The sequence below is a fragment of the Halomonas sp. H33-56 genome (assembly GCF_040147035.1).
In the GTDB taxonomy this organism is placed as follows: Bacteria; Pseudomonadota; Gammaproteobacteria; order Pseudomonadales; family Halomonadaceae; genus Halomonas; species Halomonas litopenaei.
Window position 1 is genome coordinate 3,137,211 of the sequence record NZ_JAMSHP010000001.1, and the last position, 15,020, is coordinate 3,152,230.

The following is a 15,020-nucleotide window of genomic DNA, read 5'->3' on the forward strand; positions in this document are numbered from 1 at the left end:
GGACGGGCCTCGATGGCCCCCGGCCCTATGCCGCCGGGGCTTGGCGTTAGATAACCGCTTCAGGCGTCGCCCATGTTCGCCATCAGGCTCGGCTGCACCACCTCGATCCAGTAGCCGTCCGGGTCCTTGACGAAGACCACGTCCTTCAGCTTGCCCTGCTCGGGGCGCTTGATGAACTCGACGTCGTTTTCATCGAACCAGGCCACCGCCGCGTGCAGATCCGGCACCGCAAAGCAGATATGACCAAAGCCCTGGGGCTCGGCGTTGCCGTCGTGGTAGATCCGCCCTTCCTGCTCCTCGCTGCCCCAGTTGTGGGTAAACTCGAGCAGTCCGCGCTGCTGAAAGGTCCAGGTGGAGCGGGCGGCGGCGTCCTCGGGAACCTGATCATCCGCCTCGAGGTTGGCGAGAAAGTACAGCGAGAACTGCATTTCCTCGAAGTCCAGGCGCCTCAGCACGCTCATGCCGAAGACCCGTGAATAGAACGCCAGGGACACCTCGGGATCCTTGACCCTCAGCATGCTGTGATTGAGGCGAAAACCGCGCGTGGCCTCGGGGGCCGGCTCCACGCCGGGGTGCTGTTCGCCTTGGAAATTGTCGTGCATCTCGGTCTCCTTGGATGAGGGGTCGATTGTCGTTCAGGTGGCGTCAGATCGCCTGCTCGGCCATCTGCTGCGCGATATATTCTGCCTGACGCAGGGCCAGCGAGACGATGGTCAGGGTCGGGTTTTCCGACGCCGAGGTGGTGAACTGACTGCCATCGGAGATGAACAGGTTCGCCACCTCGTGGGTCTGGCCGTAGCCGTTGCAGACGCCGTCCTCGGGGCGCTCGCTCATGCGGCAGGTACCCAGGTTGTGGGTCGAGGGATAGGGCGGCACCTCGTAGACATCCCGCGCCCCCACCGATTCGTACAGCGCCTTGCCCTGCTGATACCCGTGCTGCCTCATGGCCACGTCGTTGGGGTGATCGTCGTAGTGCACGTTGGCCACCGGCAGGCCGAAACGATCGGTCACCTCCGGGTTCAGGGTGATGCGGTTGCTGGCCTGGGGCAGATCCTCCCCCACCAGCCACATCCCGGCCATATGATCATACTGGTCCATCGCGCCGGCGAAACGCTCGCCCCAGGCGCCGGGGTCGAGGAAGGCAGCCATGAACGGCAGCCCCAGCGACAGCGTCTCCATCTCGTAGCCGCCGACAAAGCCCCGCGACGGATCATGGCGCGCCTCATCGGAGATGATGCCGGCCATGGTGGTGCCGCGATACATGTGCACCGGTTCATCGAAGGTGGCGTAGACCGAACCCGTCATATGGCGCATGTAGTAGCGCCCGACCTTGTCCGCGCCATTGGCAAGCCCCTTGGGGAAACGACTGCTCGTGGAATTCAACAACAGCCGCGGCGTCTCGATGGAATTGCCGGCCACCGCCACCACCCGGGCCTTCTGTCGCTGTTCGCGGCCCTCGCTATCAAAGTAGACCACCGCCTTGGCACGACCCTCGTCGTCATGCTCGATACGCGCCACATGCGACTCGGGCCGCAACTCCAGGTGTCCCGTGGCGATGCCTCTGGGCAGCTCGGTATAGAGCGTCGACCACTTGGCCTGGGTCTTGCAGCCCTGGAAGCAGAAGCCGCGCTGCTGGCAGGGCGCCCGGCCATCGCGGATCTCGCTGTTGATGGCCATATGGCCGGTGTTGCAGGAATAGCCGAGCTTCTGCGCCCCGGCGTACATCACCTTGAAATTGTTGTTGCCCGGCAGCCCCTTGTTGTCGTGGGTGCGGGTCACCCCCATGCGCGCCTCGGCACGATCGTACCAGGGTGCCAGTTCCTCGTAGGACAGCGGCCAGTCGAGCAGGTCAGCGCCGTCCACCGCGCCATAGTGACTCAGGGCCTCGAACTCGTGGGGCTGGATGCGTAGGCTGGCACCGGCCCAGTGCACCGTGGTGCCGCCCACCGACTTGACGATCCAGGCCGGCAGATTGGGAAAGTCCCGTGCCAGCCGCCAGCTTCCCGAGGTGGTCCTCGGGTCCAGCCAAGAAAGCTGGTTGAAGGCGCCCCACTCGTCGGCCAGAAAGTCCGAGGTGGTGTGCAGCTTGCCCGCTTCCAGTACCACCACGTCGATGCCCTGCTGGGCCAGTTCGTTCGCCAGGGTGCCTCCACCGGCCCCCGAGCCGATCACTACCACCACACTGTCATCGTCCAGCGCAAAGGTCTTCTGACTGTCGGTCATGGCCATGACGACGCCTCCTCATTGGTCCGTACTGTTCGTTGTTGTCTGTTGTTGTCCGTGGCTGTCGCCAGCGGTCATCGACGCTCGCCTCACCCGGCGCCGATGGGACGGTCAGCCCGGGACTTCGTGGGGCAGGTAGCCGCCCTCGGGCCGGGGCGGATCCGGCAGCCAGTCCAGATCATTGAAGCCCTTGGTCAGGTAGCCGGGATTGCCCGCCTCACCCTCGTAGCCGAAGTGGGCGTAGGCCAGATCGTTGTCATAGAGCGAGACCACGGCGTCACCGCGTACCAGTTCGAAGAATGGCGAGCCGGCCCGAGCTTCCAGCAAGGTCAGACGTTCGCTCGACGTCAGCGATAGCCAGTCCCCCCCCGCCTCGCGATCGAGTGCATCGATACCTTCAGCCACCAGCGCCGCGACCTGGGGATCGGCGGCCTTGGTGTCCAGACTCTTGACCACCAGGGCGTAGACCGCGTCTTCAAGGTCTGGGTGAGGGAAGATGTGACGCGTCATCGCCAGCAGCACCTGGCCCTGGCGACTGGTCAGGGTTTCAAGGGACATGGCCCAGCTACGACTGGGCGCCAGCAGGGCGATGGGACCGGAGGCCATCGCCAGTGTGCCCATCAGCACACCACCGCTGGCCTTGAGAAAGACACGACGAGAAAAAGCGCTACCCTTCATAGCAGGACTCCTTGCCCCAGGCCGTAGAATTCAGATTCGACAGGCGCCACATGCGACACTGCGTCTCTCCAAAGCCTATGTCGCCTCCGCCTACGGCGGGTAACACTGGGGTACTACGTCGACCATGGTCTAATGCTCCTTGACGCAAGAGCCAGGCAGGGTCAGAAGACGGCATCATCGATAACGACCGGACGCCAGCGAGAGGACCACGCCATGTGCCATATGTACGCCTCCACCGACCCTGCCAAGTACGAGTGCACCACCCGTTCCATCCGCCTGCAGGGCTCGGTGACCAGCGTCAGACTGGAAAACGAGTTCTGGGATATCCTCAACGAGATCGCCGCCGGCCAGAACCTGACCACGGTTCAGTTCATCAGCGAGCTCCATCAGGAGGTGATCGAGATCCGTGGTGAGGTGCCTAACCTGGCATCGCTGTTGCGGGTGGCCTGCGCCATCCACCAGCAGAATGCCATCCAGGGGAATGCCGCCCAACAGAATGCCGCCCAACCCGCTGTCGAGCGCCTGTCTCGGGCATCGCTGGGCATAAACTGAAACGGCGCCGGGTAAAGGGGCTCACCGACACCTCGTTCGGCCTCACATGTCTGGCCTGAGGTGCCATTGAGAACAGCACCCTTCTTGATGCGACTAAAGTCTATATCTTTTTTCTCGAAAACTACGCCTTATCTCAATCTTTTCTCTACGCTCCTTGTCATACGCGGCAATTCGTGAAGAATGGCCTCCGCATTCCTACCCAATGGACAATTTGACATGGATTCCATCGCCACCTGGTTCAACGATGCCGTCTCCGTCGGCAACGGCCTGATCTGGGGTAAACTGCTCGTTTACCTGTTGATCGGCGCCGGTCTCTACTTCACCGTCATGACCCGCGGCATCCAGTTCCGCTTCTTCGGCCATATGTTCGCCCTGCTCAAGGGATCCCGTGATGGCGGCGAGGGCATTTCCTCCTTCCAGGCCCTGTCCACCAGCCTGGCGGCCCGCGTGGGTACCGGCAATCTGGCGGGTGTCGCCGTGGCCATCTATCTGGGCGGCCCCGGCGCCATCTTCTGGATGTGGATGACCGCGCTGGTCGGCATGGCCACCAGCTTCGTCGAGTCCACCCTGGCCCAGGCCTACAAGGTCGACCACGGCGACAAGACCTTCCGCGGCGGCCCGGCCCGCTACATCGAGCGCGGGCTCGGTCAGCGCTGGATGGCCATCGCCTTCTCGATCTGTCTGATCATCGCCTTCGGCCTCGCCTTCAACAGCGTCCAGGCCAACTCCATCGCCCAGGCCATGGAGCAGGCATTCAACATCCCGACCTGGATCGTCGGCATCGCCCTGCTGGTGGGGGTTACCCCGATCATCTTCGGCGGCCTGCGCTCCATCGCCAAGGTGGCGGAGCTGATCGTGCCGCTGATGGCACTGCTCTACCTGATCCTCGCTCTGGTGGTGGTGGCGCTGAATATCGATGAGCTGCCGAGCGCCATCGCGTTGATCTTCAACAGTGCCTTTGGCCTTGAAGAAGCCGCCGGCGGTGCCGTCGGCTACGCCGTGGCCCAGGCCATGATGCAGGGCATCAAGCGCGGCCTGTTCTCCAACGAGGCCGGCATGGGTTCCGCCCCCAACGTGGCCGCCACCGCCAGCACCCGACCGAACCATCCGGCGGCCCAGGGCTTTATCCAGATGCTCGGCGTGTTCTTCGACACCCTGGTGATCTGTACCGCCACCGCCGCGGTGATCATCCTGTCGGAGCCGGCGCTGCAGAGCGGCGACGCACCCAACGGCATCCAGCTGACCCAGGTCGCGCTGTCCGAGCACGTCGGTGACTGGGGCGGCATGTTCGTGGCCATCGCCATTCTGCTGTTCGCCTTCACCTCGCTGATCGCCAACTACTCCTACGGTGAATCCAACATCGAGTACCTGGCGGGCTCGCGTCGCTCTGCGGGCGCGGTGTTCATCTATCGCCTGGCGGTGCTGGCGATGATCATGATCGGCTCGATCGCCCAGCTCGGCACCATCTGGAACTTCGCCGACCTGTCCATGGGCATGATGGCACTGATCAACCTGACCGCCATCCTGCTGCTCTCGCCGCTGGCCTTCGCCCTGTTCCGCGACTACGAGCGTCAGCTCAAGGCCGGCCAGGAGCCGACCTTCAACCCGGACGAGTTCCCCAAGCTCAAGGGCAAGGTGGACCCGAGCGCCTGGCCGAGCCTGAGCAACAAGGCCTCGCAGGCCTCCTCCTCTGAGGCGCCCAAGGGCAGCGGAAAGGACGCCTGACCAGGGGTTGAACAAGCAGGACAGCAGGGGCCGCTCAAGCCCCAGCGCCAACAACGCCACGGCCCATGCCGTGGCGTTGTCGTTTCCGACGGCCGGACACGGGCCGTCTCGTCAGGCCCGGCACCGTTGCGCCCCGATCGTCACTACGCCCTGGGCAGCGGCGCGTCGTCCTCGTCCAGGGCACCGTCGAGAAAGTCGAGCAGTGCCCGTACCGACGGTAACTGTCCGCGGCGGCTGGGGTAGACCGCGTGGATCAGTCCGGCCCGAGGCTCCCAGCCCGGCACCACGTCCACCAGACGCCCGGCGCACAGATCGGCGCCCGCGGCCACCAACGGCAAGCGTGCCACCCCCTGGCCATCGAGCACCGCCCGGTGCAAGAGCCCCACGTCGTCGGTCACCAGCCGAGGCCGATGCTCGATGATTCGCTCCTCGCCGCCGGGACCGTCCAGGCGCCAGCGATGGCGCCGGTCCGGTTCCTCGAAGTCGAGACTGGGCCAATCGCTCAAGGCTTGCGGCGCTTCCGGCATCCCCAGGCGCGCCACCAGATCCGGTGATGCCAGCAGCCGCTGGGGGCTGCGCGACAGCCTGCGCATCACCAGTTCGCTGTCTTCCAGCGGCGGATAGCGTACCCGGATCGCCAGATCGAAGCCTTCTCGCACCACATCGACTCGGCGACTGGTCGCCACCACGTCCAGGTCGATGCGGGGACAGCGACGCAGGAACTCGGAAAACAGCGGCGTGAACAAGGTGGCGAGAAGGCTCGGCGGACAGCTCAGGCGAATGCGCCCGCGCGGTTCGGCCTGGTGGCGCTCGACCACCTCCACCGCCGCCTCGGCCTGCCACAGCATGGCCTGGCAATGCTGATAGAAGGCCTGGCCCAGTTCCGTGACCACAAACTGACGGGTGGAACGCTGAATCAGGCGGGTATCGAGGCGTGCCTCCAGCGCCGCGATACGTCGGCTGAGCCGTGACTTGGGCAGCCCCAGGGCGCGGCCCGCCGGAGCAAAACCGCCGTGGTCCACCACCTTGACGAAATAGAAGAAGTCGTTGAGATCCTGCACGGCTCGGGTCCTGTCGAGGGTGATTGAGCGCACCATCGTTCCACATATGCAACGATGCGTCCGAATTTTGCCTACTACCGCCTCCATCGTCTCGATTCTATGCTGTCACCATTGCGGATCGCCAGCGATCCTTCCATGACAGGAGGTGTCCCATGAAGACCATCAACGCCGTACACGCTGCCCCTCGCGGTCACTGGGTGGGCGACGGCTTCCCGGTGCGCTCGCTGCTCAGCTACGACCGCCTTGGCGCCGAGCGCATCAGCCCCTTCCTGCTGCTGGACCACGCCGGGCCTCACCACTTCGCGCCCAGCGAGCAAAAGCGTGGCGTTGGCGTACACCCCCATCGGGGCTTCGAGACGGTGACCTTCGTGCATCGAGGCGAGGTCAGCCACCGCGATTCCTCCGGCGGCGGCGGCACCATCGGCCCGGGCGACGTTCAGTGGATGACCGCCGGCGACGGCATCCTCCACGAGGAGTTTCACTCCGAGGACTTCACTCGCCAGGGCGGCGACCTGGAGATGGTCCAGCTATGGGTCAATCTGCCGGCGCGCCACAAGACGACCCCGGCGGCCTACCAGAACCTGACCCGTGACGAGATCCCGGTGGTGACACTACCGGGCGAGGCGGGCCAGCTCAGGGTGGTGGCCGGCGAGTACCTGGATGCACGCGGCCCGGCGCGGACCTTTACCCCGATCAACGCCTGGGAACTGGCATTGAACGAGGACGCTGAAACGACCTTGTCGCTACCCAACGGGCACACTAGCCTTCTGGTAGTGCTCGACGGCACCCTGCTGGTACAGGATCGGGAGGTCGTGCGCGGTGGCAGCGTGGTAGAGCTGTCCCGCGATGGCGAGACACTGGCCCTGGCCGCCAACACCGCCGCCCGGCTGCTGGTGCTGACCGGTGAACCGATCGACGAGCCGGTGGTGGGTCATGGCCCCTTCGTGATGAACAGCGAGGCCGAGATCCACGCCTCCATCGACGCCTTTCGACGTGGCCGGTTTGGCCGCCTCAGTACCTGAGCCCACGGCGCCCAGGCACCTGCTCCTATCGCCCTGCGACGCCTTGCGAAAAACCCCGACGGCAGCCGCCGCCGGGGGCTGTACCTCCAGGCTGGATGCCGGAGACCTCTTCCAGGGAAGGCTTCCCCTGACTCCAGGAAATCGCCATGACTCGCCCCTATGTTCGTCTCGACAAGAATGACGTCACCGTGCTGCTGGTCGACCACCAGGCCGGCCTCTTGTCGGTAGCACGAGACTTCGACGCCGACGCCTTCAAGAACAACGTGTTGGCCCTGGCCGATATCGCCAGGTTCTTCGAGCTGCCGACCATCCTGACCACCAGCTTCGAGGACGGACCCAACGGTCCCATGGTCCCCGAACTCAAGGAGATGTTCCCCACCGCGCCCTACATCGCCCGCCCCGGCCAGATCAACGCCTGGGACAACGAGGAGTTCGTCGCCGCCATCGAGAAGACCGGGCGCAAGCAGTTGCTGATCGCCGGGGTGGTCACCGAGGTGTGCGTGGCCTTCCCCGCGCTGTCGGCCATCGAGGCCGGCTACGACGTCTTCGTCGTCACCGACGCCTCGGGCACCTTCAACCCGGTGACCCGCGAGGCCGCCTGGGATCGCATGAGCCAGGCCGGCGCCCAGTTGATGACCTGGTTCGGGGTGGGCTGCGAACTGCACCGCGACTGGCGCAACGACATCGAAGGCTTCGGCGGCCTGCTGGCGTCCCACCTGCCGGCCTACGCCAACCTGATGCAGAGCTATTCCCAACAGACCCAAGGGTGACCTCAAGGCTTGGGCGCCCTGCGCCCAGGCCTTGCCCTTTCCGTCGATCCCACCCAGGTACAGCCATACCAGGTCTAGCCATGACCGCCCAGGAGGCCACCATGAGCCTGCACGAAACGCCCCATCGCCCCTCCTCGTCCCGGGACTGCCCGGTCGTCGATGGCCGTCACTGCATCCAGCGTATCGGTTCCCGGGAGGCCGACGTCGGCGGCCTGCCGATCCACCGCGTGCTGCCCACCCGCGAGCGCCGCCTGATCGGCGCCTGGTGCTTTCTCGACCACGCCGGCCCCAGCATCCTGCGCGAGGGACAGGCCATGCGGGTCGGCCCCCACCCCCACACCAGCCTGCAGACCTTCACCTGGATGCTCTCCGGCGAGGTCCACCACCGGGATAGCCTGGGCAGCGACCAGGTCATCCGACCGGGTGAGGTCAACCTGATGACCGCCGGCCACGGCATCAGCCATACCGAAGAGAGCCTGGCCGAAACCGACAGCCTGCACGCCGCCCAGCTATGGATCGCCCTGCCCCGGGACAAGGCCGACACCGCGCCACGCTTTGATCACTACGCCGAGCTACCGCACTGGCACCGCGATGGCGCCGACTTCACCCTGCTGATCGGTGAAGCCGAAGGCCACCACGCCCCCACCCTGAGCTTTTCGCCGCTGGTGGGACTCGACGTTCAGGCCAGTGACGCCGCGAAGCTGGCGGTGCCCCTGTGTCCCGACTTCGAATACGGCGTGCTGGTGCTGGAAGGCGGCCTCGAGCTCGATGACGAGGCCTTCACGGTGGACGAGCTGGGGTATCTGGGGCGTGGACGAGACAGCCTCGAGATGTCGCTGTCGGCGGGCAGCCGGATCCTGTTGATCGGCGGCGAGCCGATGCAGGACGAGATCCTGATCTGGTGGAACTTCGTTGGCCATTCGCGGGAAGCGATCATCCATGCCCAGCACGACTGGGAAGCCGCCAGCGAGCGCTTTGGTGACATCCCCCAGTGGCAGGGAGCACGCCTGGAGGCGCCACCGCTGCCCTGGTCTTCCTGAAGGCCGCCTCGCTGACACGCAAGGCATTCATCCAGACGCCTTGTCCGCTTTCGCGTTATGGCTGGCCCACCAGTCGGCGTAGGAGCTGTTGTGGGGCGCGCGTCCGGACTCATCCTCGGCGCCGTCGGACCACCACACCGGGCCACGCTCGCCCAGCGCCTCCTTGGCCGCCTGGACCTGGCGGCGCGCGGCCTTGAGCGCGTCGTCATCGTCGACCTTGTTGGCCTCCTTGACCGCGCGTCGGGCCGCCATCAGCGCCTTGACGTGGCGCTTGCGCGTGTCCTCGTCCAGGCCGGGATCGGTGCAGCGCCAGAGGCGATTGCGGGCAACAAAGTAGCGCCCATCCGGCGTTGTGGGGTACTTCACATCGACCTCCTTCTGCCATCTTGATGCGATATGTTGCAGGATGAATGCACAAGATCGGCGCTGGCAATGGCTGACAGAGCGTGCTCCATTGGCTATTGGTCCATGCCTTGCCCTTTTGTGTTTCCGTTCATCCCGCAGGAGAACCCCATGAGCGACACCCGTCCCCGTATCCTGGTCTTTGCCGGCAGCGCCCGGGAAGATTCCTTCAACAAGCGTCTGGCCAAGCTGATGGCACAACGCATCGACGAGCTTGGCGGACAGGCCACCTTCGTCGACCTGCGCGACTTTCCCATGCCGATCTACGACGGCGACCTGGAGGCCGGCGAGGGTCTTCCCGAGCACGCCAGCCGCCTCAAGCGGATGTTCATGGAGCATCAGGGCCTCGCCATCGCCTCCCCTGAGTACAACGGCTTCATCACACCGCTTCTGAAGAACACCATCGACTGGGTCTCGCGCCCCGACGGCGACCTGGGCGCCCTCGAGCCCTACCAAAACAAGGTGGCGGCCATCGTCGGCGCCTCACCCGGCGGGCTGGGCGGGCTACGCGCCCTGCCGCTGCTGCGTCAGCTCTTGAGCAATATCGGCGTCACGGTACTGCCGGACCAGCTTGCCGTGGGCGGCGCCGGCAGCGCCTTCCATGAAGACGGCAGCCTGGCCGACGAAGGCAAGGCCAAGGCGCTGGACAACATTTGCCAGCGCCTGGTCACCACCCTGGCGCGGTCGTCACAATGACGGCCGTCGGCCCCTGACGGTCAAAGGGCTGAATGCCGGCGGACGACCGCCCGCCACCGGTCCCGTTTCGGGGCGGCTACCACAGCGCCCCGATCATGATCGTCAGACACGCCAGCATGCCGACGGCGAAGACGATGGAGCGGGTCCACTGCCAGTTCAGGGCGTAGGCCAACGGGTGGAGCAGACGTGAGGCGAGAAAGACCAGCGCCGGCACGTCTAGGCTTTCAAGCTCCACCCCGGCGCCGATCGCCACCACCGCGGTGGTGGCGTAGATGATCAGCGCCTCCCAAGCGTTGGACTGGGCCGCCTGCAGCCGCGCACCGACGCCTTCAAGACGCGCCTGCTGGGCACGCGGGTGGCGATTGTCCAGGTGGCCGAACTGGCGCACACGCCAGGCGGCGCCGATCCAGGCCAGCAGGATCGGCAGCAGGGAGGCAACAAAGAGGGTGACGAGAAAGATCGACATGGGAGGCTCCGAGGGCGAATTGTCCCCAGCATGGCACAGGGAATGGCTGACAGGCGAAGGGCCAGGCGTCAGCATGGCGGTAGTTGCCTGACACCGGGCAATACCGCATCCCCGAGGTTTCCTTCATGCCAGCGAGCCGAGCCCACGACGTCACCCACGCCCCCGATGTCCACCCTGCCCGTCATGCCGTGACCAGCCGCGCCCTGCACGCCTCGCTGGCGTTCACCATCGGTCTTCTCTACCTCACTGCCTATGGGCGCAAGTGGGCGACCACCCAGCTCGAGTCTGCCAACTGGTACCTGCTGGTGGTCCACGTCAACCTGGGGCTTTTGAGTGTGGTGCTGTCGCTCGGGCTGCTGGTGGCCCACCTGTGGCTGCCGCAGCCGCCACCCCTGGGTCTGCCACGGGTGACTCGCCTCGCCCACCGTGGCCTGCTCGCTGTGCTCCTGGCGCTGCCCGTGGCGGCCTATATCGGTACCGGCTTCGACCTCAGGGTGCTGGGCCAGTGGACACTGCCCTCGTTTCAGCGCCTGCCATTGGCGGCGTCGCTCGCAGCCTTGTTCGAAGTACCGCTGATCACCCTGATGGAGCCATTTGGCCGCTTTCATCGGGACTGGGGCGCCGATCTGCTGCTGCCCTTTTTGCTCGGTGGCCACATCACGGCGGCCCTGTTTCACCATCTGGTATTAAAGGACGGCGCCCTTGGCCGAATATGGTCGCTGCGCCGTTGAGCGATGCCCCATGCTCCTCGCAACCGCGGCAGACATGCGAAGAAGCCCGCGCAGTCACCTGCGCGGGCTTTTGTGCTTCGGCCTGGAGAGCGGTCTTCAGGCCTTGGCGGGCCCCTTGCGCAGCGGCACGTCAGGCACCGCCTCCATGCGCTCGCGCTCTTCTGTGATCAGCTCGAGTGCCTGGTCTTCGCTGAGCTCGGAAGCCGGGGTCAACAGACTGACCACAATACCGGCGGCCATGGCCAGGCCCACCGCCGGGATGCTCGGGTTGCCCCAGTAGTCACTCCAGCTCTCCACCGAGATGACCGTCAGCGAGGTGGCGGACGCCACCACCAGCGAGGCAATCGCGCCCTGCCAGTTGTAGCGCGACCAGAAGCGTCCCAGCACGCCGCACACGAACATGCCCGCCAGCACGGTCGCCACCATCTTGGTGATGTAAGCGATCACGTTGTCGGAGGTCAGGGCGAAGGCCAGCGCCAGACTGATGGTGCCGACCAGGCCGAACCGCGACAGCATGACCACGCTCTTGGCCGACGGCGCGCGGCCCTTGACCAGCACGTAGAGATCGCGGATCAGGGTGGTGACACCGGCGATGGCGTCACTGCTGGCGCTGGACATGGTCGCCGATAGACCGGCCACCAGCAGCAGCAGGCCCAGCCACAGCGGCAGCACCTCGGTGGCCAGATACGGGAAGGCGAAGTTGCTGTTTTCCAGGTCGGGGTTGAGGGCGTAGGTCGCCATGCCGATGATCGCCGGCACGATGGAGAACAGCATGTAAAGGCAGCCGGTCACCAGGAAGGAGCGGCGTACCGAGCCCACCGAGGCGCCGGAGTAGATGCGCTGGCGGAAGGACGGGGTCGCCAGCACGCCGACGGCGATCACCGTGATCAGCGACAGGGCGGGCACCAGGCCGACCTTGTCGATGGCCAGAAAGCTGGTCGCCGCGGCGTCCATGGAGGCGGTCATCTCGGAGAAGCCGCCGACCTCGACCACGGCCACCGCCGCCATCAAAAAGAAGCCGACGAACAGCACGATGGCCTGCACGGTGTCGGTCCAGACCACCGCCATATAGCCGCCGATGACGCAGTAGACACCGAAGCCCAGGGCCACCACCATCTTGGCCTGCCAGGCGGGGATATCCGCCATCCAGGCCAGATACAGGCCGCCGCCGAGGATATGGGCGCCGAGCCAGCCGATGCAGGCAACGTAGATGAACAATGCCACGACATTGCGCACCAGGCGGTTGGCCCCGACGTAGAACGACAACTCTTCGCTCATGGTCATGAAGCGGTAGCGGCGCACACCGGCGAAACACAGCGCCAGCAGCAGCACCCCGATCGAACCACCCAGACCATAGAGTGCGCCGCCCCAGCCGTTGGCGTAGCCGAAGCCCACCGCCCCCATGCTGGAACCTGTTCCCACCATGGTGGCCACGGTGGTACCGATGGTCAGGAATATCGGTACGCTGCGCCCGCCAAGGAGAAAGTCATCGCCGGTGCCGCGATCGTTCCGCGACATCCACCAGCCGAAGCCGATCATCAGGACGATGTAGACGCAAAAGGTAGCAAGGAAAAGATGACTGTTCATACAGACCTCTTATACTTGTCGTCTCGGTCGTTGCCGCGATCGAGACAGTGAACGTGAACGTGAACGTTTGCTGTGCCTGGCGTCGGGTCCTTGCCGGGATCCGGCGCCTTCCTGTCGCTACGATGCGGGCATCCCTGCCCCGGTCGAGTTGCCGCTCGACGCAATATCCCTGGTTTAAGCGCGGTCGGCGCGGTAGCAGGTCAGGTCCACCTCGACCTTGCAGTCCACCACCAGATCCTGAACGCTGCAGATGCGCGCCGGCGGGTGATCCTTGAAGTACTCGGCGAACACCTTGTTGAACGACTGGAAGTAGCGCGAGTCAGTCAGCACGGCGGTGACGTGGACCACGTCCTCGATGTCGTAGCCCGCCTCGCGGGCGATGGTCAGGGCATTCTCGAAGGCCAGTCGGCTCTGCTCGACGATGCCGCCTTCCACCACTTCTCCATCGGTCATCGGGGTCTGACCGGACACCTTCAGCCAGCCGCCGGCTTCCACAGCGCGGGAGAAGGGAAGTTTCTGGCCGCCGGTACCGACGCCGCCTTCGGCGCCATAACGCTTGATCGTCATGTCAATGTCTCCTGAAAAATACTGATGCAATAAACGTGGCTAGAGTGGCGTGGCCGCAAGGCGCACGCTTCGGCGCAACATGCGCCCGGATCGTTGGCCCGACGCCTGACCGTTGGCGTAGGCCGTCGTGCCGTTGACCAGCACCCGAAGGATGCCGCTGGCGGGCGTCTTCGGCTGGTCATAGGTGGCGCTATCTTCCAGGCGCTCGAGATCCAGAAGGACCAGATCGGCGAAGGCGCCTGGACGAATCACACCGCGGTCTTCCAGGCCAAAGGTGGCGGCGGAAAGACCGGTCATCTTGCGTACCGCCTCGGCCGGCGGCATCAGTGCCAGGTCGCGGCTGTAGTGGGCCAGCACGCGGGGAAAGGCGCCCCACAGGCGCGGGTGCGGATGCGGGTCATTGGGTAGGCCGTCGGAGCCGACCATGGTCAAGGGGTGCGCCAGCACCTGGCGCATGTCGTCCTCGCTCATGTTGTGATAGACCGCGCCGGCGGGCTGCAGGCGCCTGGCCGCGTCCATCAGTGACAGCCCCCAGTCGGCGGCGATGTCGGCCAGCGGCCGACGCGCCTGCTCCGGATGCGGCTTCGACCAGGTGATGGTGATGTCGATCTCGTCGGTGACCTGCCCCAGATCCAGGGTCGAGGAACCGGCGGTATAGGGGTAGCAGTCGCAGTGGACACGCTGGCGGCTGGCGGCCTCGGTCAACTGCGCCAGGGCCCGTGGCGCCTGGCCCCAGTTACCGGCACCGGCGCACTTCAGGTGCGAGATCACCAGCGGTGCACGGGCCTCGGCGGCGGTGGCAAAGGCCTCGTCCATCGCCTCGGCCTGTCCGGCGAACTCGTCACGCAGGTGGGTGGTGTAGATGCCGCCCGCCTCGCTGACCGCGCGCACCAGGGCACCGACCTCGGCGCTTGGCGCCTGACGGGCGTTGCGATAGGCAAGCCCGGTACTCATGCCGATGGCCCCCTCGGCCAGCGCCTGTTCCAGAGCAAGGCGCATGGCGGCGATCTCGTCATCGCGGGCCGGGCGCTCGAAGTCATCCATCACCAGTGAGCGCAGGCTGGTATGCCCCACCAGCGCCGCCACATTGACCGCCGGGCAGGCCGTCGCCACGGCATCGGCGTAGGCGGAGAAGCTGGGGTAGGCGAAATCCTCGGCGTCGCCCAGCAGGTTCATCGGATCGGGCACCTCGCTGCCGCGCAGCCTGACCGGCGAGGCGCTGATGCCGCAGTTGCCGACCACCACCGTGGTCACCCCCTGGCTCAGCTTCGGCAGCATCTCGGGGGTGCGCACCACATTGGTGTCGTCGTGGGTGTGAACGTCGATGAATCCCGGGGTCAGCACCAGCCCCTCGGCCTGCACCACCTCGCTGGCCTCGTGCCCGGCGAGATCCCCCACCGCCACGATACGATCCCCCTTGACCGCGACATCCGCGATACGAGGATCTGCGCCGGTGCCATCCAGCAGCGTGGCGCGACGAATCAAGAGGTCATGGTGCAT

Annotated in this window: 16 protein-coding genes; 7 read left to right on the plus strand and 9 right to left on the minus strand. The window is 65.6% G+C overall.

The window, feature by feature from the left end; all coding sequences use genetic code 11:
- Positions 1-59: 59 nt before the first annotated feature.
- The 3 genes from gloA to NFH98_RS13490 all read right to left on the minus strand — a co-directional run bounded on the left by gloA (position 60) and on the right by NFH98_RS13490 (position 2,901).
- Positions 60-602: a lactoylglutathione lyase gene (gene gloA, locus NFH98_RS13480; protein WP_045995063.1), complete on the minus strand. Its 543-nt coding sequence runs from the start codon at positions 600-602 to the stop codon at positions 60-62.
- A gap of 43 nt (positions 603-645) precedes the next feature.
- Entirely contained in the window at positions 646-2,229 is a 1,584-nt protein-coding gene (locus tag NFH98_RS13485) for a GMC family oxidoreductase (protein WP_108133313.1), read from the minus strand.
- Positions 2,230-2,334: 105 nt separating this feature from the next.
- On the minus strand, positions 2,335-2,901 hold the full coding sequence (locus NFH98_RS13490) for a tat (twin-arginine translocation) pathway signal sequence (protein WP_222517211.1): 567 nt from the start codon (positions 2,899-2,901) through the stop codon (positions 2,335-2,337).
- Positions 2,902-3,114: 213 nt separating this feature from the next.
- Between NFH98_RS13490 and NFH98_RS13495 the strand changes: the two genes are divergently transcribed.
- Positions 3,115-3,453: a ribbon-helix-helix domain-containing protein gene (locus NFH98_RS13495; protein WP_222517210.1), complete on the plus strand. Its 339-nt coding sequence runs from the start codon at positions 3,115-3,117 to the stop codon at positions 3,451-3,453.
- Between the two features lie 216 nt (positions 3,454-3,669).
- A complete protein-coding gene (locus NFH98_RS13500) occupies positions 3,670-5,178 on the plus strand; it encodes an alanine/glycine:cation symporter family protein (RefSeq protein WP_045995065.1) in 1,509 nt (502 codons plus the stop codon).
- Between the two features lie 143 nt (positions 5,179-5,321).
- Here the strand turns inward: NFH98_RS13500 and NFH98_RS13505 are convergent, their stop codons facing one another.
- Positions 5,322-6,239, minus strand: coding sequence for a LysR substrate-binding domain-containing protein (locus NFH98_RS13505; protein WP_108133311.1), 918 nt, complete (start codon positions 6,237-6,239; stop codon positions 5,322-5,324).
- A gap of 152 nt (positions 6,240-6,391) precedes the next feature.
- On the opposite strand from NFH98_RS13505, the gene NFH98_RS13510 reads away from it, so the two are divergent.
- The 3 genes from NFH98_RS13510 to NFH98_RS13520 all read left to right on the plus strand — a co-directional run bounded on the left by NFH98_RS13510 (position 6,392) and on the right by NFH98_RS13520 (position 9,071).
- Positions 6,392-7,261, plus strand: a complete 870-nt coding sequence (locus tag NFH98_RS13510; RefSeq protein ID WP_213228783.1) for a pirin family protein — start codon at positions 6,392-6,394, stop codon at positions 7,259-7,261.
- A gap of 146 nt (positions 7,262-7,407) precedes the next feature.
- Positions 7,408-8,031, plus strand: coding sequence for an isochorismate family cysteine hydrolase YcaC (gene ycaC, locus NFH98_RS13515; protein ID WP_108133309.1), 624 nt, complete (start codon positions 7,408-7,410; stop codon positions 8,029-8,031).
- Between the two features lie 101 nt (positions 8,032-8,132).
- On the plus strand, positions 8,133-9,071 hold the full coding sequence (locus NFH98_RS13520; RefSeq protein WP_349622864.1) for a pirin family protein: 939 nt from the start codon (positions 8,133-8,135) through the stop codon (positions 9,069-9,071).
- Between the two features lie 27 nt (positions 9,072-9,098).
- On the opposite strand, the gene NFH98_RS13525 is transcribed toward NFH98_RS13520, so the two are convergent.
- Positions 9,099-9,437 carry a hypothetical protein gene (locus tag NFH98_RS13525; protein WP_349622865.1) on the minus strand — a complete coding sequence of 113 codons (339 nt, stop codon included), beginning with the start codon at positions 9,435-9,437 and terminating at the stop codon, positions 9,099-9,101.
- 147 nt (positions 9,438-9,584) lie between these two features.
- Here NFH98_RS13525 and NFH98_RS13530 point away from each other — a divergent pair, with 147 nt between their 5' ends.
- Complete coding sequence (locus NFH98_RS13530) at positions 9,585-10,169, plus strand: NADPH-dependent FMN reductase (protein WP_287165142.1); 585 nt, start codon at positions 9,585-9,587, stop codon at positions 10,167-10,169.
- A 76-nt stretch (positions 10,170-10,245) separates the two neighbouring features.
- Here the strand turns inward: NFH98_RS13530 and NFH98_RS13535 are convergent, their stop codons facing one another.
- Positions 10,246-10,635 (minus strand): MAPEG family protein, encoded by a 390-nt coding sequence (locus tag NFH98_RS13535; RefSeq protein WP_349622866.1) that lies wholly within the window; start codon positions 10,633-10,635, stop codon positions 10,246-10,248.
- A 125-nt stretch (positions 10,636-10,760) separates the two neighbouring features.
- Between NFH98_RS13535 and NFH98_RS13540 the strand changes: the two genes are divergently transcribed.
- The gene (locus NFH98_RS13540; protein WP_349622867.1) at positions 10,761-11,366 is read left to right on the plus strand and encodes a cytochrome b/b6 domain-containing protein; all 606 of its coding nucleotides are present in this window, start codon (positions 10,761-10,763) and stop codon (positions 11,364-11,366) included.
- 96 nt (positions 11,367-11,462) lie between these two features.
- Here the strand turns inward: NFH98_RS13540 and NFH98_RS13545 are convergent, their stop codons facing one another.
- From NFH98_RS13545 to NFH98_RS13555, 3 genes are all read right to left on the minus strand, one after another.
- Positions 11,463-12,953: a sodium:solute symporter family protein gene (locus NFH98_RS13545; protein ID WP_348826762.1), complete on the minus strand. Its 1,491-nt coding sequence runs from the start codon at positions 12,951-12,953 to the stop codon at positions 11,463-11,465.
- 174 nt (positions 12,954-13,127) lie between these two features.
- Positions 13,128-13,520, minus strand: coding sequence for a RidA family protein (locus tag NFH98_RS13550; protein WP_045995074.1), 393 nt, complete (start codon positions 13,518-13,520; stop codon positions 13,128-13,130).
- 39 nt (positions 13,521-13,559) lie between these two features.
- Positions 13,560-15,020: an N-acyl-D-amino-acid deacylase family protein gene (locus NFH98_RS13555; RefSeq protein WP_348826763.1), complete on the minus strand. Its 1,461-nt coding sequence runs from the start codon at positions 15,018-15,020 to the stop codon at positions 13,560-13,562.

What these genes read in the sequence shown, in the direction of transcription:
- NFH98_RS13490 (WP_222517211.1), bottom strand. Translation starts at nt 2,901, where the DNA reads ATGAAGGGTAGCGCTTTTTCTCGTCGTGTCTTTCTCAAGGCCAGCGGT.
- NFH98_RS13510 (WP_213228783.1), top strand. Translation starts at nt 6,392, where the DNA reads ATGAAGACCATCAACGCCGTACACGCTGCCCCTCGCGGTCACTGGGTG.
- NFH98_RS13550 (WP_045995074.1), bottom strand. Translation starts at nt 13,520, where the DNA reads ATGACGATCAAGCGTTATGGCGCCGAAGGCGGCGTCGGTACCGGCGGC.
- NFH98_RS13530 (WP_287165142.1), top strand. Translation starts at nt 9,585, where the DNA reads ATGAGCGACACCCGTCCCCGTATCCTGGTCTTTGCCGGCAGCGCCCGG.
- NFH98_RS13545 (WP_348826762.1), bottom strand. Translation starts at nt 12,953, where the DNA reads ATGAACAGTCATCTTTTCCTTGCTACCTTTTGCGTCTACATCGTCCTG.
- NFH98_RS13520 (WP_349622864.1), top strand. Translation starts at nt 8,133, where the DNA reads ATGAGCCTGCACGAAACGCCCCATCGCCCCTCCTCGTCCCGGGACTGC.
- NFH98_RS13540 (WP_349622867.1), top strand. Translation starts at nt 10,761, where the DNA reads ATGCCAGCGAGCCGAGCCCACGACGTCACCCACGCCCCCGATGTCCAC.
- ycaC (WP_108133309.1), top strand. Translation starts at nt 7,408, where the DNA reads ATGACTCGCCCCTATGTTCGTCTCGACAAGAATGACGTCACCGTGCTG.
- NFH98_RS13495 (WP_222517210.1), top strand. Translation starts at nt 3,115, where the DNA reads ATGTGCCATATGTACGCCTCCACCGACCCTGCCAAGTACGAGTGCACC.
- NFH98_RS13535 (WP_349622866.1), bottom strand. Translation starts at nt 10,635, where the DNA reads ATGTCGATCTTTCTCGTCACCCTCTTTGTTGCCTCCCTGCTGCCGATC.
- gloA (WP_045995063.1), bottom strand. Translation starts at nt 602, where the DNA reads ATGCACGACAATTTCCAAGGCGAACAGCACCCCGGCGTGGAGCCGGCC.
- NFH98_RS13555 (WP_348826763.1), bottom strand. Translation starts at nt 15,020, where the DNA reads ATGCACCATGACCTCTTGATTCGTCGCGCCACGCTGCTGGATGGCACC.
- NFH98_RS13485 (WP_108133313.1), bottom strand. Translation starts at nt 2,229, where the DNA reads ATGGCCATGACCGACAGTCAGAAGACCTTTGCGCTGGACGATGACAGT.
- NFH98_RS13500 (WP_045995065.1), top strand. Translation starts at nt 3,670, where the DNA reads ATGGATTCCATCGCCACCTGGTTCAACGATGCCGTCTCCGTCGGCAAC.